Genomic DNA, 15,581 nt, shown 5'->3' on the forward strand with positions numbered 1-15,581 from the left:
TTTATTACGGTTGGTAGTGAGGACTTTAGTCCTCTGGAGAAGAAGGACTAAAGTCCTCACTACGAACCAAATTTATTACGGTTGGTAGTGAGGACTTTAGTCCTCTGGAGAAGAAGGACTAAAGTCCTCACTACGAACCAAATTTATTGTAGTTTTTCGATCGAACATAATTTGTAGGGTATTCTTCGGCGCACCTTACAGATTACCTTGAAGCCCGATCGCAGTTGCGATCGTCCACACATCCACCAATAGCAGCAACAGCGTACAGAAGAGCAAAATTAGATACATCCAAGGCTGCGACAAAGGGCGAACATCTCTAGTATCAATACCCGTTTTTGCTTCCACCAAACGCACTAATTTACCAAATCCAGCCACCCGCATCGGTAGCAAATAACCTTCACCCGCATGACTCAGAAAATAGTAAACCAAACCTCCTTGACCGGTCGATCGAGGTTTAAGAGCTTTCACCTGGGTCCAAGGAAGATCCCAACCCCTGCGAAACACGCGCCCAAACCAGTTCGGATAGGTAACTGCAATCCCCTCCTCGCTGAGAATTACCCGTTCGCTGAGCACGCCGTAGAGGCCCGCTGCGCCGACAACAATTGCCGCCCAGAGTGCCGCTGGGGGAACCGGTGCTTTCGTGAATTCCGACAAAAACGGTAACGGAATACTCAGGGCGAAGTACAAGCTCAACAGCGTGATTCTAATCAGGGGAGAAAGCCGGAATACTGCTGGCTCAAATACTGGGGGGGAAGATGGGGAAAGTGCGATCGGTTCTGCTGACATAAATGAAATTCGAGAAGCTGTTTAATGCTATTTTTGCACAGCTTTCATGCCTGCGAACAAAACTCAGGCAAATATCAAAAACAGGACAATATTTGCAGTTTTGAGCCGTAGGGTGCGTCGCCATTAAAAATCCCCAAATAAAAATCGCTCGTCTGATAGCGACGCACCTATACTCTTGAAGAGTCGAGCAAACAAACTCAATAATTATGTACCAACACTTGAGAGAAATGGTATAAGGTGCGTCGCCACTCGAAAAGTCGATTAAATAGGAGGGATTGTTGATGGCGACGCACCCTACAAATACTCAGGCAAATATGCAAAACAGGACTATATTTGCAGTGTTGAGTTTCGATTTAAAATTCAATTCAGAAACTTTGATTATTAACTGTTGAGTTTTAACCGCTTTGCAGAAGTTGGAATTTCGAGCGCCCAGTTATCAATTAACTGACAATTTATAACTCAAAACTCACAACTTCTATTAATCCACGGCTGTTAACGCGGGTACAGTCAAAGGTTCTGAGATTTCTCGGGATTTGGGGCGGCCAGCAATTATTGTGCGATCGCCCTTACCACCACCTCGCGATCTGTTAGGATTGATTGCAGAATACGGGCCTTCGTTAATTTGCAAGCGATCGCAAGGAATTTTATCCGACAAAATTGCACTGGCCATCATCCCGGTGTGAATTTCCAATGCTGCGGCCCGCATCGCTTCAAAAACTAAACGCTGTCCGGGAAACACCACTCGTTCAAAATACCAGTTAGGAATGTTGCAGATGCGAGCAATCTGAATTTGACTGGTGGCGTTGACGTAGCAGCAGAGAATTTTGCTGGCGGCGTCTGAGGGTACTGGGTCAAGAATTTGAGCCATAAATGCTGAGGGGCTTTGCCTAAAAGTTTTAGTTATCTTCTCAGGCTAACATCTTGCGATCCCGGCCTACTGTAAAGCCGACTACCAACTGAATAACACATGAGAGACCGATCGCCCGATTTTTTCTATTTATCCGAATAAATATCTGATTTTTGACTCCCTGCTGGGATTTTCGGTCAAAAAACGCTGCATTTCCTGAAAAATTAGCTTTTTTCTGCTGCTTTCGCCCACCGACACCCACCAGCTCCGCCTTAAGCCTCTTAGCAAAATTTAAAAATATTTAATATTAAATTGCGAAAATTAGAGATCATGTAAAGTTATATTAAAAGAATATAAACATAGTTAAAAAAGTTCCACATTAGGATATGGCAACCATGGAAAACCGAGAAAACCGAGTCCTGTACGTTCGCCTCCCTTGCAATCCGATTTTCCCGATCGGAGTTGTGTATCTTTCGGATCACGTGCACAAGCTGTTTCCCGATGTCCAACAGCGGATTTTCGACTTGGGCGCAGTACCGCCGCTGGATTACGCTAAAGGTTTGGATGCGATCGTAGATGAGTTTAAGCCGACGCTATTGGTTTTCTCTTGGCGGGATATTCAAATTTATGCACCCGTGGGCGGTAGGGGCGGAAATCCGCTGCAAAATGCCTTCGAGTTTTACTACGCCAAAAATCCGCTGACTAAGTTCCGGGGTGCGATCGGGGGATTGCGTTTAGCTACGTCTTACTACACCGAACTCTGGCGCAATCTGGGACTGATTAAACGCGGATTGAAGCGGGCCCGGAAATACCGCCCCGAAGCGCGTGCAGTCGTCGGTGGCGGTGCTGTGAGCGTGTTTTACGAACAGTTGGGCCGCAGTTTGCCGGCGGGGACTGTGGTTTCCGTGGGCGAAGGTGAGGCGTTGCTGGAGAAGTTGATTAAGGGCGAAGATTTGGCGCAGGAAAGGTGTTATGTAGTAGGAGAAACTGTACCGCGCGATCGACTAATTCACGAAAAGCCAGCCAACATCGAGAAAACGGCTTGCAATTACAACTACATCGAAACCATTTGGCCGGAATTTTCCTATTATCTACAGGATATGGACTTCTACCTCGGAGTCCAAACCAAGCGCGGCTGTCCTCACAATTGCTGTTACTGTATTTATACGGTGATTGAAGGCAAGCAAGTGCGGATCAATCCGGCGGATGAGGTGGTGGCGGAGATGCGCCAATTGTACGATCGAGGTATCCGCAACTTCTGGTTTACCGACGCTCAATTTATCCCGGCGCGCAAATTCATCGATGATGCGATCGAATTATTGCAAAAAATCATCGCCTCCGGGATGACAGACATCCACTGGGCTGCTTACATCCGCGCGGACAATCTCACGCCCGAATTGTGCGATTTGATGGTAAAAACAGGAATGAATTACTTTGAAATCGGCATCACCAGCGGTTCCCAGGAACTCGTTCGCAAAATGCGGATGGGCTACAACCTGCGCGTAGTTTTGGAAAATTGCCGCGATTTAAAAGCCGCCGGTTATAACGATGTGGTTTCGGTAAATTACTCATTCAACGTCATTGACGAAACCTTTGAAACCATCAGACAAACTATTGCCTATCACCGAGAATTAGAGCGGATTTTCGGAGTCGATAAAGTAGAACCGGCGATTTTCTTCATCGGCTTGCAGCCGCACACAATTTTAGAAGAATACGCCTTCAAACAGGATATTTTGCAACCCGGTTACGACCCGATGAGTTTGATGCCTTGGACAGCGCGGAAATTGCTGTGGAATCCCGAACCTTTGGGTTCGTTTTTCGGACAAATTTGCTTGGAAGCTTGGCAGAGAAATTCCAATGATTTCGGCCGCGAGGTGATGGCAATTTTGGAGGAAAAACTCGGCTGTGCCGATTTAGAAGCAGCTTTGACTGCAACCGTTGAAACCAAAGACAAACAGTTAGCAGCAGTCAACTAACTACCCGGTTCGTAGTAAGGACTTCAGTCCTTCTTAATCAAAAGGGAAATGAGACGAAAAATGTATCGTCTCTTTCCCTTTTGATTAAAAAATTCAAATCTCAGAAAGTCTTGCACGCAATCATCAATTTTATACCAGATTGCCAAAGTAGAAAACAATCTTAAAATGCATCTGCGTTCTTCTGTGTTCATCTGCCTTAAATCTGCGGTTGACCTATTAATACCCGGAATAAAAAGGGTTCAATCGTTCGGAATGCGATTCCTAGTTATGGATGCTGACTAAAGTCAGCACTACAAACCTATCAAGCAAAACAAAAAGTCTCCTAAAAATAGCAGATGGAGCAAATATCGCTTAAAATGTAATTATATAGTTAAAATTAGGAGTGACAAGATGTTTGCTAAAGAGCGAGTGCAGGTAATTCCAGGATTAGGTTTAGTTATCGCCGGCATTAGCGCGATCGCCTTTTTGACTCCCCCAGCAGGAGCAACAGCAATAAATCAACCGATTGGCAAAGTTCGGGCGATTCAATCTTCCACTTTGGCGCCTTCTCAACCGCTACAAATTGCTCAAGTTGAGGGATGTCCGAGGGCCGAAATGGTGGAATCCTTCGCAACGGCCAACTTTTCCGTATACATTTGCAAAACCCAGCAAGGAAATCTTTTTTACCGGGGGGTCAGCAAAAAAAGTGGCAGCCAAATCAATGTCATGCAAGTAACCACCCGTGACGACGGAACTTATGAAGCGACTAACGGCAATATTATCTACTCGATTAACCCCGAACGCCTGCAAGTCCGGCAGAATGGTAAGGTAATTTTGACTGAAGCTGTCATCAAGTAGGACTGAGCGTTATGCGATCGTAAATTAGGGTGTATTTTATTTGATTTTTAAATTTAAAATCAGCAGCAACATATTTATTCTCAGTCCTAGACCGAGAATAATTGCTGCGTGTCAAAACTTGTGATATATTAATTTAAGGGAATCTTTATTAAGGAGTTTCCAGAGTTAAATGCTTACTAAGTACATCACTACGGCAATGCAGAAAGCAACCTATCAGTTGCTAGAAGACGGTACTTTCTACGGTGAAATTCCTGAGTGTCAAGGTGTATGGGGCAATGCTGCGACGCCTGAAGCTTGTCGCGAAGATGTGCAAGACGCTTTGGAAGGATGGATTATCTTAGGGTTGCGTTTCAGGCACACTTTACCTATCCTCAACGGTATTGACTTGAATATTAGCCAAGAGGTTGCCTAATGCCGACCTTTGGGCCAATTAGTCGCTGCGATTTAGTTGGGTATTTGATTAAATTTTGTTCAAATATCTTTCAATTAGGACGATCGCCACTATATCATCTACCGGCCGCGGCGGAGTCCGCATGGACTGGGGAATCAAGCGAGAAAGTCCCGTCGGGGGGTACATTTGCCAGTAACGATCCCTGGCTTCTAAGCTGCTGTACCTCTCGTCAACCCGCACAATTTCGATCTCCGGTGACAAACTCTGCGTCAGCTTTTGTTTCCAAGTCTTGGAAGTCGTTTGATCTCCGAGCACTAATAACTCAATCGCAAACTCTTCGCACAGAGATTGAATCGTAGATATGGCTGATTCTGACGGCACAACTTGATGGTAGCAAACTTTCTTGTCTCTACCCATGACGGCGATGCCGCACTTGTCTTTACCCGGATCGAAACCTAAAATCATATTTATTAGTCCTATCTTAATAATTTTGTAGTTGCGCTTGAGCGCCGTCTAACCCGATCGCAAACCTATATCTAATCTGACACTTGCATTCCTGAATGTTGCAAAATCTTTTTGGGCGATCGCACTTATTTTGCTTGACTTTTTTGTGGGATTGACATATTATATCATCATGGGAATCCGTGCGGCCATATAATGCCTAAAATCAGAAACCGGGTTTTTGTTACAATCTTTGCTTCCCCGTTTTAATTTATCGAAAAAACCCGGTTTCTTTCACCCCCCGCGCACAAATCAGAAACCGGGTTTTTGCCACAATATTTGCTTCCCCGTTTTAATTTATCGAAAAAACCCGGTTTCTTTGACTCCCCGCGCCCAAATCAGAAACCGGGTTTTTGCCAGAATCTTTGCTTCCCCGTTTTAATTTATCGAAAAAACCCGGTTTCTTGACCCCCCGCGCAAAAATCAGAAACCGGGTTTTTGCCACAATCTTTGCTTCCCCGTTTTAATTTATCGAAAAAACCCGGTTTCTTTCACCCCCCGCGCCCAAATCAGAAACCGGGTTTTTACCACGATATTTGCTTCCCAGTTGTGATTTATGGAAAAAACCCGGTTTCTTTTACCCCCGCGCACAAGCCCGGTTTCTCTCACCTCTGTGCAGGCGGTGCGTCGCTGTGAGATTGTCGATTTGATTTGCAAATTGCAGATGGCGACGCACCCTACTATCTAAAGGGCTAAAGAGCAAAGAAGAGTCCTCACAGAGAAGACAGGGAGGAAGGGACAGCCAAAGCTACCGCTACACGAAAACCCCCGAGGCTGAGCGAGAGGCGCGCATAGAAGTAGAAGCGGATGGCAGCACGACAATGGACCGCATCGCGGTTCCACGAACCTCCACGCCGCACTCGGAAATTACTTGTTCCAGTTTCCCAAGAACTTCCGTCAGTCGGTGCGCCGTCATAGTTATAGTGCCCCTCATCGCTGCACCATTCCCAAACCTGACCGTGCATATCATAAAGTCCAAAGGGATTGGGGGGAAAACTCCCCGCATCAATTGTTTGTTCGCGATAAAGTCCCCGCGGCGCCCTAGCGTAGGGATACTGCCCATTATAATTAACTAAATCCGTGGTAATTGTCTCGCCCAAATAGAAAGGTGTTGTAGTTCCGGCGCGACAAGCATATTCCCATTCAGCTTCCGAAAGTAAGCGATAAATCTTGCCTGTTTTTTCAGAAAGTTTCCGGCAGAATTCTACAGCCTGATTCCAGCTTACTCTTTCTACAGGAAGTTTTGTACCTTCAAAGTACGATGGATTATTTTCCATCACTGCTTCGTACTGTGCTTGGGTGATGGGGTATTTTCCTGCATAAAAAGCCGATACTGTTACTTGATGCTGCGGACTTTCGTTATTGTACCTACCTGATTCTGTTGCTGGCGAACCCATCATAAATGTGCCGCCGGGAATGTAAACCATGTCGAGTGTAACTCCATTACCTAAGTCTTCAGGGAAGTAATGAGCAAAAGACTTTCTGCGACTGTTTTCTTTTCCTTCAGCATCGACTGTGATGACATCAAATTCAAATGTAGGGATCTCGTCTTCAAACTGAGGTTTAATCTTTAAGTCATCTCTATCTTTTAGCAGTAAATAGGCAGGAAATTTTACTTGTATTGATTCATTCTGCAATGCTTGCATTATCAAATCTAATCCGGCTTCTCCATATTTCAGTGCTTCGGAGAGGGCGGCGATTCTCACTTCGACAATAGGTGAGGCTAAGCGGCTTTTAACACCGGGTAGGCCTCCGAGTACCGCAGCATTGACAGGAATTAAATTTTGTCCTCCAAGGACGGCATCGTCTTCTCTGGGTTCATTTTGATTCTCTGACATTACACCGCACGCTCCTGCATTTGATACCAATTTTGAAAAATTATCCTACAGTATTCCGTAGGGTGTGTCGCTACTAAAAATCTCTGCACAAAAATGTATAATCTCATAGATCCGCACCATTCGCGCTAAGTTGTACGATCGACAGATTCAACAATATACTATTGCAATAATTATTACAAATGGTATGAATTGAGCAAATTTTTGTTTTGTGATGTCAATATCTCAGCGTTCGATTTTTAGTTTCTCTCTTTGCTCTCTTGGCGGTGGCGGTGCGTCGCTCCTAGATTGTCGCTATTATTTCCAGATTTTTGGTGGCGACGCACCCTACTATCTTTCACCCCCGCGCTCAAATCAGAAACCGGGTTTTTGTCACAATCTTTGCTTCCCAGTTTTGATTGAGCGAAAAAACCCGGTTTCTTTCACCCCCGCAGCAATCAGAAACCGGGTTTTTGTCACAATCTTTGCTTCCGGGTTGTGATTGAGCGAAAAAACCCGGTTTCTTTCACCCCCCGCAGCAAGATTCGTTCGTTGTGCGTCCTGGCGTCCGTAGCCGGATAGCGGACGCCAGGACGCACTACAAACTGTTTTTTGTTATGGTAATCGACCCGACATGATATCAGAAGGCGTATCTGATTCTGGCGGTGCGTGGCAGCGATAAATCTTGCCTGTTTTTTCAGAAAGTTTTTGGCAGAATTCTATAGCCAAATCCCAGCTTACTTGTTCTACAGGACGTTTTTCACCTTTAAAGCACGACGGATTATTTTCAATCACTGCTTGGGTGATGGGGTATTTTCCTGCATAAAAAGCCGGTACTGTTACTTGATTCTGCGGACTTTGAGCATCGCAACTACCTAACTCTGTTTCTTGCAAACCCATCATAAATGTGCCGCCAGGAATGTCAACCATGTCGAGTACAACTCCATTGCCTAAGTCTTCAGGGAAGTAATGAACCCATGACTTGATGCGACTGTTTTCTTTTCCTTTTGCAAGGATATGGCTTTTCTAATTTTAATAATTTTAAGAATCGTGTATTAGCTTGCTTTGATGATTAGATAAACTTATGACCATAAGTTCAGAAGAGCCGCTTGCATTATCACATCTAATCCGGCTTCTCCATATTTGAGTGCTTCGGAGAGCGCGAAGATTCTCACTTCTATAGGAAATTTAATTTTTAAGTCATTTCTATCTTTCAGCAGTGAATAGGCAGCTAATTTCACCTCGATTGAATCATCGTGCAAAGCTTGAATTATCAAATCTAATCCGGATTCTCCATATTTCAGTGCTTCGGAGAGGGCGGCGATTCTCACTTCGACAATGGGTGAGGCTAAGCGGCTTTTAACACCGGGTAGACCTCCGAGTACCGCAGCATTGACCGGAATTGAATTTTGTCCTCCAAGGACGGCATCGTATTCTCTGGGTTCATTTTGATTCTCTGACATTATACCGCACGCTCCTGCTTTTTAATTGAGTGCAATTTTGTTCTGTGATGTCAATATCTCACCGTTCGATTTTTAGTTTCTCTCTTTGCTCTCTTAGCGGTGGTGGTGCGGATCTGTGAGATTGTTGGTGGTGTTTCCAGATTTTTTGTAGCGACGCACCCTACTATGTTAGCGGTGTGATGCGTCGCTGTGGGCTGGTCAATGTTTTTTATCAATTATAAGTCAATACGCTTCATTTAAGCCCGATCCCCCCTAACCCCCCTTAATAAGGGGGGAACAAGAAAGCTCTCTTTCGTCCCCGCAACGATTCGGGGGATGCGAGGGGGCTCTCCAGGGAATAAATAGTATCAACCAAAGCCTATTGAGTTATAAGTGGCGACGCACCCTACGATTGCTATATATATGGCGGCACGGATTCCCATTATTTAATGATATGTCAATGGCTCGAAAATGTCAAGCAAAATTGTGGTTCGATCGCCCAAAATTTTGGCTCGAATTCGATATGTCGATCGCACTTATTGAAGTTTAAAGTCTCCTCTGGCTGGCTCCTGTTGTCCGGTGCGGAAAACCACGACTCCGTTTGACAGGGCAACTAAGTCTATTTTCAGCGGGCCGGCAATGTAGGTGACATCGGCGGCGATCGCCCGAACTTCCAGCGGTTTGTCATATTGCTGTAGTCGAGCGACAAAACCGCCCAAAGTTTCAATCCGATTGTCCGCAACTTGGACTCTACCGCCGACAACACCAATTAACCGAGCGCGAAATTGACAAGCTTCGATCAATTGCTGCAACTGTTGTCGCACCTGTTCGTCGGGAAAAGCTACGGGATCGACAGCAACCCCTGCAATCACATCTCCAGCGCGGAACACCACTCGATTGATTTCGGCTTCTGCAAATACCTTAATTAGCTTTTCTTGTCGCAGGTAATTAGCGCCGGCGACAATCCGCACTACGTAATCTTGACCGTCTTTGATCTGACTGATTAATTGATCGATTTCTGCTTTAGTAATTTGAATAACCTGCTCTCTAACCTTAGTATTTTCCGGCTGCATCAGTCCGACGGTGGTTTTATTTGCTTCTTGCAAGAGTCGATCGATCGCGCGACTCTCCGTACCCGCTTCCAGGATGCGAACAACACCAGCAGCTAAAATTTGACCGCGCCTGATCGCAACTGTACCCTCGCGGATGGCTTGAAAATCGCGTTCCAAAACTTGCACTTGCTGCTGCAATAATGTTTGCTGCTGTTCGAGTTGAGCTTGTTGCTGTCCCAGGGTTTCTAAAAGTGCTTCCCTCTCCGCAATTACTTTGTCCCTCTCGACAATTATGCGATCGCGCGAAGCGAGATTTTCCGCCCGCTGGGCAATTTCCTTGTCTCGCTGAGCAATTAGTTCGTTGCGCGAGGCAATTTCTGCATCTCGCTTGGCAATTTCTCCCTCTCGCTTGGCAATTTCTGCCTCTCGCTGGGCAATTTCTGCGTCTCGCTTGGCAATTTCTGCGTCTCGCTGAGTAATTTGAGTTTTTACCTGCTCTCGCTGCTCGATTAACTGTTGGCGCTCGGATTGCAGTTGGGCGATTTCCGAACTCAAAGTCGTTTTTTGACCTGAAACGGTTTTCAATTGGTTCTCGGTGCGATCGAGCTGAGCTCTGGTAGTCGATCGGGCAGTTTCCACCAATTTCAATTGTGCTTCGGTGCGGGATTTAGCCGCTTCCACAGTAGCAAGCTGTTCTTCGGTTTGCGATTTAGCCGCTTCTACCTGACTTAACTGCTCTTGAGTTTTAGACTTGGCTGCTTCCACGCTGTTGAGCTGGGCCCGCAGCGAATTTAATTTTGTTTGCGTCTTAGCTTGCTCGGCATTAGCTGCTTGGAGGGATTGATTAATTTGCTCTAAATTGGCTTTAGCTTGCGCTTGAGCGGCTCTCGCTTGAGCTAATTCAGTTTCAACTCGATTTTTTTCTTGAGTCGCCTGGTTGATTTCTCTGCGGGCGTTGTTGAGCCTTTTTTGAATTTCGTCTATTCTAAAAACTCCGTTTCGCAGCGGCTTGCTGGTAGCAAACAAAATGCCCAAAGTAATTGCTGACAGGATGCTGCCGGCCATCACTGTCACCACAACCGCAGTATCGCGGGGGCGAAGTTTGAACAAACTCAATCTTGCCTTGCCGACTTTCGTCCCAAGGCGATCGCTGACAGTAGCGATCACACCCCCCAACACTAAAATTACAAATATTAGGATGTATCCAGCAGTCATTCCGATTTTTTCTTGTAGATTTTGGATTTTGGATTGAATCTAGAATCCAAAATCCAAAATCCCATAGTTTCTCGGCATCAAGTGAATTGCTGGCTTAAGGCCACCGGGTTGTGGACTGTGATCTTTTTCTTGTGGATCGAGATCATGGTTTCTTGTCTGAGATCCCCCAGCAAACGAGTCACAGTTACCCGCGTCGAGCCGATCGCCTCGGCGATCGCCTGATGGGACAGCTTCAAATCAATCGTAATCCCATCCGTACTCGGCACGCCAAAATCCCGGCACAGAATCAGCAAAAAGCTGACGAGTCTCGAACCCATATCTCGGTGTGCGAGCGTTTCAATCATCATCTCGGTTTGCAAAATCCGAGATGAGAGTCCCCGAAGCATCACCATCGACAATTCCGGATCTTCCTTGAGGGCTTTTTCCACTTGTTCGATCGGCAGCGAGATCAATTCCACCGGCGTAAAGGCTACCGCGTGGTAAAACCTGTCCGATCGGTGTCCCGTAATCAGAGACAGCACCCCGAATACGCTGTTTTCGCGCAGCAGGGCGACTGTAATTTCTTCCCCTGCTTCGTACACCCTGGAGAGCTTCACAGCACCTTTAATGAGAACGTAGACGCGCTCAGCCGGGTCTCCAGGGAAAAAAATCGTCTTGCCCCGTTCAAAGTTTTCCACAATGGGCGGAAACGCCCCGCCGCTGATTTGGCGGAACACGGCTGCTAGCGGTCTATCATGTGTCACGACGAGATCCTTTGTACTAATCAATACTTTGTAACTTGCCGATTAAGCTTATTGAGTAAATATACTGCCCTACCTCCAATGTCTAGGGATTCTGTTACAGCCATCTAATGTTAAGGTAAACACACGCTGTATGATTAAATCTAGCCCTTCTCTTAACTTTTTCAATTCCCCCTCCATGTAGCTCCACAGCAAAATTAATATCAATTGTGTCTCAATTGTGTCTCAATTGTGTCTGAATCAGTTAAATCTGAATCAGTTGTGTCTAAACTGGCGGGGTTGTCGCATACAGCCAACGAGAACGGTGCAAGTTGCTTCTAGAAGAAATACAGATGATAGATTTGACCGGAAAAAATGCTCTTGTTACGGGCATTGCCAACAATCGCTCGATCGCCTGGGGCATCGCCCAGCAGCTCCACAAAGCTGGGGCTAATCTCGGCATAACTTATTTGAAGGACGAGAAAGGCAAGCACGAGCGCAAAGTCGCCGAACTCGTAGAACCGCTCAATCCCAGTCTGTATCTGCCCTGCAATGTCCAAGACGAGAGCGAAATTGAGTCTACTTTTAAAACCATCGCCGACAAGTGGGGCAAGTTAGATATCCTAGTTCACTGTCTGGCTTTTGCCGGCAAGGACGAACTTTCGGGAGATTTCAGCAACACCTCGCGCCAAGGCTTCTCCAATGCTTTGGATATTAGCGCTTACTCGCTGGTACGGCTGTGTGCTGCTGCTAAACCGCTGATGGCCGAAGGCGGCAGTATTATCACCCTGACTTATTTGGGCGGCGTGCGGGTAGTTCCTAATTATAATGTCATGGGAATTGCTAAGGCGGCTTTGGAAATGAATGTTCGGTATCTGGCGGCGGAACTCGGCCCGTTAAATATTCGGGTAAATGCGATTTCTTCAGGCCCGATTCGGACTTTGGCTTCGTCAGCAGTTGGCGGCATTCTGGACATGATCCACCACGTTGAGGAAGTGGCCCCGCTGCGGCGGACGGTAACTCAGCAGGAAGTGGGAAATGCTGCGGCTTTTCTGTGCAGCAATCTCTCTAGCGGAATTACGGGTCAAGTTTTGTATGTCGATGCCGGTTACGAAATCATGGGAATGTAACAGCTTTTAAACAGTTGACAGTTGACAGTTGACAGTTGACAGTTGACAGCGAGGTTTTTCGACGGTTAACCGTTGACAGCAAGATTTGCCAACAGTCAACTGTCAATAACTGTCCGTTGTTCGCTACAAAAGTGTTAATCCCAAATTACTAATTAATTCTAATGAATGACCAATTGCGAATTATGGAAATAATCGATCGCCCTCCTGTACCTCCTCCAAGTTCCAGTAACACAGTCGCCAGGGCCGCCTTGGTAAAGCGCACGACACTAGAAACGGATGTCACTGTCAGCCTGAATCTCGACGGTATGGGAACTTGCAAGGCGTCTACGGGAATTCCGTTTTTAGACCATATGTTGCAGCAGATTGCTTCTCACGGATTGATTGATTTGGACGTACAGGCGATCGGGGATTTGGCGATCGACGATCACCACACCAACGAGGATGTGGGCATTACGTTAGGCCAAACCCTGGCAAAAGCTGTCGGAGATCGATCGGGAATTTCTCGCTTCGGGCACTTCATCGCCCCGTTAGATGAAGCCTTAATTGAGGTAGTGCTAGATTTTTCGGGACGGCCCCACTTAAGTTACAACTTGGAAATTCCCACCCAGCGAATCGGCACTTACGACACCGAGTTAGTGAGAGAGTTTTTTGCTGCTGTGGTGAACCACACTCAGATGACACTACACATCAGACAGTTGCAGGGAGGGAATTCTCATCACATTGTGGAAGCGGCGTTTAAGGCATTTGCGCGGGCTTTGCGGATGGCGGTGGCGATCGATCCTCGGCGCGCCAGTCGGATTCCGAGTTCTAAAGGGGTTCTGTAGTTTAGGGTTCGTAGTAGCGCTGCGGCGTTACTACGAATTATCCTCTCATGCAAATCAAAACCGCGATCTCTAAAATATATCTGCGATGTAGTTAAAAACACCTTGACTTCCCTCACCATATTTGCCGATAAATTGATCAATTAGTCGATCGCTACACCTTTCTATAGCATCAGCAATAGAACTTTGTGCTAAAACTTGACTCGCAGATTGACGCAAAACCTCAAACAAATTGACAGTAAAATCAGTATCTTCACTGACAAAATCCCACAGTTCTCGACCGATCAAAGTGCTCATTTCCGAATTCGGCAGAAGTTGCTTCAGCAAACCAAAAGTTACAGTTTTATTAGTTCTCTTGCCGTAAGCTATGCCAATATAAGCGCGATCGCCTGCATTAATTTTTTCCTGAATTTTGTCAGCCCAATATACTATCTGGTCTTTATCCATATCATTCGGGCCGCTTTTGACCTGTATCCAACAGCGATCGCCATCACTGGTAGTTTTAATTGCGTCCCATCCAGACTCTTCCGGTGGAATTTCTGCACTTTCAGAGCAAGATATCAATAGTTTTTGAATAAAAAATCCCATTGAAGTGACAATAGATCTAGTAGCAGTCATATAAACATTGAGCCGGACAACTTCTTCGGGAGTGTCCAGATTTAACGCCCTAATTAAAAATGGGTTGGGATGAATTTTCCCTAAAGTCAGATTTTCAACCATAACTAGCTGTCGCCCAGTAAAATCTCGACAAATGCTGGCTAAAAAATTTTCAGCGATAGTAAGTTGCAGCGACAGTTGGCCTGAAGATATAAATGCTAAAATGCGTTCAATCTCATCGGGAATAAATCTGAGCGCTCTTTTGCCAGAGATGCTGCTGATGCCGTTTCTGAGTGTTGCGGCTTCTAAGTTGAAAAATTCTTCTAACTCGGCAAAGTGACTGGCGAAAGAGCGAGACTTGCTGGCAGGCAATCCTATTTCTTTTTCTAAGACAAATGCCAATAATTCATGAAGTTGCTCTGACACTTTTATTTCTCCTCAACTCTATTTTAAATATTACTTAAATTCAAAGAGAAACCTGAGAAGAAACTCGTGCTTTACTAAAATCCAAAAGCAAGAGCATCAAGCATATACTTGCCCTTCTCCCGCCCAACTTCTTGATATATATCCAAAAGTTCTTCGTAAGCAGTCTCTCCCCCTATAATATTCCAAAACTCATGTCCCATAATGACAGATTGTTCAAAGGGCGTGTACTTCCTGGCCACTGACCATTGATAATCTGAACGATTTTGCCCGTAAGGATTGTAAGCCATAGCATAATAAGATTGAGCATCGGGCCGAGACAGTCCGCACAGTAAATGATATCTCAGCAGTCGTTGAATTACCTCCAAGCATTGTCCTTTGTTGGGTTTCGATCCTTTAATTTCAAAGAAAAATTTCCTCCCGTCACGGGATAGCACGTACAAATCTGCTTTGACTGTGACGGATCGCGTAACTAAATGGTTAGTTTTGGGAGCCTCAAGAACAGCTTCTATCATTTCTTCAAAAGCAGGTTTATTTGCATTTTTGTCGGCTGACTGCTCAAATAGCGCTATCTGACGCTCAATTTCATGGATAGCCTCTATGCTAACTTCGCCAGAAATTTCATAGCTTCTGCTTGCTTCTTGGTGATGTTCCAAAGCAATGAGTTTTGCACATTCTTCATAAGTTGTGCCCAAGCTGCTGCTGAAACCTCTTTCAAACTCGTTAATCCGCAGCAATTCTGACGGCATAATAGCAGCCTGAAACGGTTTCAGTTGACCTTTAGAGGATTTGCATGATAAATATGCTGCTGGAATATCAAGTTTCGGTATTAGCCGTCCTCTGTATTGATTGATAAGGTTTTCGATGAAAACTTCTAAGTATGCTTTGATGATGGCGCGTGTAATTGAGCTAATAGCTGACATTATTTTACTGCCAATATTCAGTTTACTAGACTTGTTGCAAAAATGTAATAGCTTTGTAGTTAGGAGTTTAGTCCTTGCTGATGAGTTGGCAAAGAAAGGACTGAAGT

General features: G+C 45.6%; 15 protein-coding genes. 5 read left to right on the top strand and 10 right to left on the bottom strand.

What is annotated here, in order from left to right; translation table 11 throughout:
- Nucleotides 1–195 precede the first annotated feature (195 nt).
- Nucleotides 196–786, bottom strand: coding sequence for a hypothetical protein (locus tag QUB64_RS05320; RefSeq protein WP_333265598.1), 591 nt, complete (start codon nucleotides 784–786; stop codon nucleotides 196–198).
- Between the two features lie 478 nt (nucleotides 787–1,264).
- The gene (locus QUB64_RS05325) at nucleotides 1,265–1,654 is read right to left on the bottom strand and encodes a DUF1830 domain-containing protein (protein WP_333265601.1); all 390 of its coding nucleotides are present in this window, start codon (nucleotides 1,652–1,654) and stop codon (nucleotides 1,265–1,267) included.
- 374 nt (nucleotides 1,655–2,028) lie between these two features.
- Between QUB64_RS05325 and QUB64_RS05330 the strand changes: the two genes are divergently transcribed.
- The 3 genes from QUB64_RS05330 (at nucleotide 2,029) to QUB64_RS05340 (ending at nucleotide 4,858) form a co-directional block, all read left to right on the top strand.
- Nucleotides 2,029–3,609: a photosystem II high light acclimation radical SAM protein gene (locus tag QUB64_RS05330; RefSeq protein ID WP_333265951.1), complete on the top strand. Its 1,581-nt coding sequence runs from the start codon at nucleotides 2,029–2,031 to the stop codon at nucleotides 3,607–3,609.
- 390 nt (nucleotides 3,610–3,999) lie between these two features.
- On the top strand, nucleotides 4,000–4,446 hold the full coding sequence (locus QUB64_RS05335; protein WP_333265603.1) for a hypothetical protein: 447 nt from the start codon (nucleotides 4,000–4,002) through the stop codon (nucleotides 4,444–4,446).
- Between the two features lie 169 nt (nucleotides 4,447–4,615).
- On the top strand, nucleotides 4,616–4,858 hold the full coding sequence (locus QUB64_RS05340; protein WP_333265605.1) for a type II toxin-antitoxin system HicB family antitoxin: 243 nt from the start codon (nucleotides 4,616–4,618) through the stop codon (nucleotides 4,856–4,858).
- Nucleotides 4,859–4,906: 48 nt separating this feature from the next.
- Here the strand turns inward: QUB64_RS05340 and QUB64_RS05345 are convergent, their stop codons facing one another.
- The 6 genes from QUB64_RS05345 to ntcA all read right to left on the bottom strand — a co-directional run bounded on the left by QUB64_RS05345 (nucleotide 4,907) and on the right by ntcA (nucleotide 11,604).
- On the bottom strand, nucleotides 4,907–5,302 hold the full coding sequence (locus QUB64_RS05345) for a pre-16S rRNA-processing nuclease YqgF (RefSeq protein ID WP_333265608.1): 396 nt from the start codon (nucleotides 5,300–5,302) through the stop codon (nucleotides 4,907–4,909).
- Between the two features lie 749 nt (nucleotides 5,303–6,051).
- A complete protein-coding gene (locus QUB64_RS05350) occupies nucleotides 6,052–7,176 on the bottom strand; it encodes a formylglycine-generating enzyme family protein (protein WP_333265610.1) in 1,125 nt (374 codons plus the stop codon).
- Between the two features lie 591 nt (nucleotides 7,177–7,767).
- Nucleotides 7,768–8,082 (bottom strand): formylglycine-generating enzyme family protein, encoded by a 315-nt coding sequence (locus QUB64_RS05355; protein ID WP_333265612.1) that lies wholly within the window; start codon nucleotides 8,080–8,082, stop codon nucleotides 7,768–7,770.
- Between the two features lie 152 nt (nucleotides 8,083–8,234).
- The gene (locus QUB64_RS05360; RefSeq protein ID WP_333265614.1) at nucleotides 8,235–8,615 is read right to left on the bottom strand and encodes a hypothetical protein; all 381 of its coding nucleotides are present in this window, start codon (nucleotides 8,613–8,615) and stop codon (nucleotides 8,235–8,237) included.
- 515 nt (nucleotides 8,616–9,130) lie between these two features.
- Entirely contained in the window at nucleotides 9,131–10,861 is a 1,731-nt protein-coding gene (locus QUB64_RS05365; protein ID WP_333265616.1) for a DUF3084 domain-containing protein, read from the bottom strand.
- Between the two features lie 77 nt (nucleotides 10,862–10,938).
- Entirely contained in the window at nucleotides 10,939–11,604 is a 666-nt protein-coding gene (ntcA, locus tag QUB64_RS05370) for a global nitrogen regulator NtcA (RefSeq protein ID WP_293145473.1), read from the bottom strand.
- Nucleotides 11,605–11,933: 329 nt separating this feature from the next.
- Between ntcA and fabI the strand changes: the two genes are divergently transcribed.
- Complete coding sequence (gene fabI, locus QUB64_RS05375; protein ID WP_293339781.1) at nucleotides 11,934–12,710, top strand: enoyl-ACP reductase FabI; 777 nt, start codon at nucleotides 11,934–11,936, stop codon at nucleotides 12,708–12,710.
- Nucleotides 12,711–12,892: 182 nt separating this feature from the next.
- Entirely contained in the window at nucleotides 12,893–13,534 is a 642-nt protein-coding gene (hisB, locus tag QUB64_RS05380; protein WP_442921633.1) for an imidazoleglycerol-phosphate dehydratase HisB, read from the top strand.
- 69 nt (nucleotides 13,535–13,603) lie between these two features.
- On the opposite strand, the gene QUB64_RS05385 is transcribed toward hisB, so the two are convergent.
- Together QUB64_RS05385 and QUB64_RS05390 are read right to left on the bottom strand one after the other, a co-directional pair.
- The gene (locus QUB64_RS05385; RefSeq protein ID WP_333265621.1) at nucleotides 13,604–14,554 is read right to left on the bottom strand and encodes a PmeII family type II restriction endonuclease; all 951 of its coding nucleotides are present in this window, start codon (nucleotides 14,552–14,554) and stop codon (nucleotides 13,604–13,606) included.
- 74 nt (nucleotides 14,555–14,628) lie between these two features.
- Entirely contained in the window at nucleotides 14,629–15,474 is an 846-nt protein-coding gene (locus QUB64_RS05390; protein WP_333265623.1) for a TdeIII family type II restriction endonuclease, read from the bottom strand.
- Nucleotides 15,475–15,581 lie beyond the last annotated feature (107 nt).

The sequence above is a fragment of the Microcoleus sp. Aus8_D2 genome (assembly GCF_036702665.1).
Lineage (GTDB): Bacteria > Cyanobacteriota > Cyanobacteriia > Cyanobacteriales > Microcoleaceae > Microcoleus.

Coding starts and splice junctions, on each gene's coding strand:
- QUB64_RS05320 (WP_333265598.1), bottom strand. CDS start 786: ATGTCAGCAGAACCGATCGCACTTTCCCCATCTTCCCCCCCAGTATTT.
- QUB64_RS05325 (WP_333265601.1), bottom strand. CDS start 1,654: ATGGCTCAAATTCTTGACCCAGTACCCTCAGACGCCGCCAGCAAAATT.
- QUB64_RS05330 (WP_333265951.1), top strand. CDS start 2,029: ATGGAAAACCGAGAAAACCGAGTCCTGTACGTTCGCCTCCCTTGCAAT.
- QUB64_RS05335 (WP_333265603.1), top strand. CDS start 4,000: ATGTTTGCTAAAGAGCGAGTGCAGGTAATTCCAGGATTAGGTTTAGTT.
- QUB64_RS05340 (WP_333265605.1), top strand. CDS start 4,616: ATGCTTACTAAGTACATCACTACGGCAATGCAGAAAGCAACCTATCAG.
- QUB64_RS05345 (WP_333265608.1), bottom strand. CDS start 5,302: ATGATTTTAGGTTTCGATCCGGGTAAAGACAAGTGCGGCATCGCCGTC.
- QUB64_RS05350 (WP_333265610.1), bottom strand. CDS start 7,176: ATGTCAGAGAATCAAAATGAACCCAGAGAAGACGATGCCGTCCTTGGA.
- QUB64_RS05355 (WP_333265612.1), bottom strand. CDS start 8,082: ATGGTTGACATTCCTGGCGGCACATTTATGATGGGTTTGCAAGAAACA.
- QUB64_RS05360 (WP_333265614.1), bottom strand. CDS start 8,615: ATGTCAGAGAATCAAAATGAACCCAGAGAATACGATGCCGTCCTTGGA.
- QUB64_RS05365 (WP_333265616.1), bottom strand. CDS start 10,861: ATGACTGCTGGATACATCCTAATATTTGTAATTTTAGTGTTGGGGGGT.
- fabI (WP_293339781.1), top strand. CDS start 11,934: ATGATAGATTTGACCGGAAAAAATGCTCTTGTTACGGGCATTGCCAAC.
- hisB (WP_442921633.1), top strand. CDS start 12,893: ATGGAAATAATCGATCGCCCTCCTGTACCTCCTCCAAGTTCCAGTAAC.
- QUB64_RS05390 (WP_333265623.1), bottom strand. CDS start 15,474: ATGTCAGCTATTAGCTCAATTACACGCGCCATCATCAAAGCATACTTA.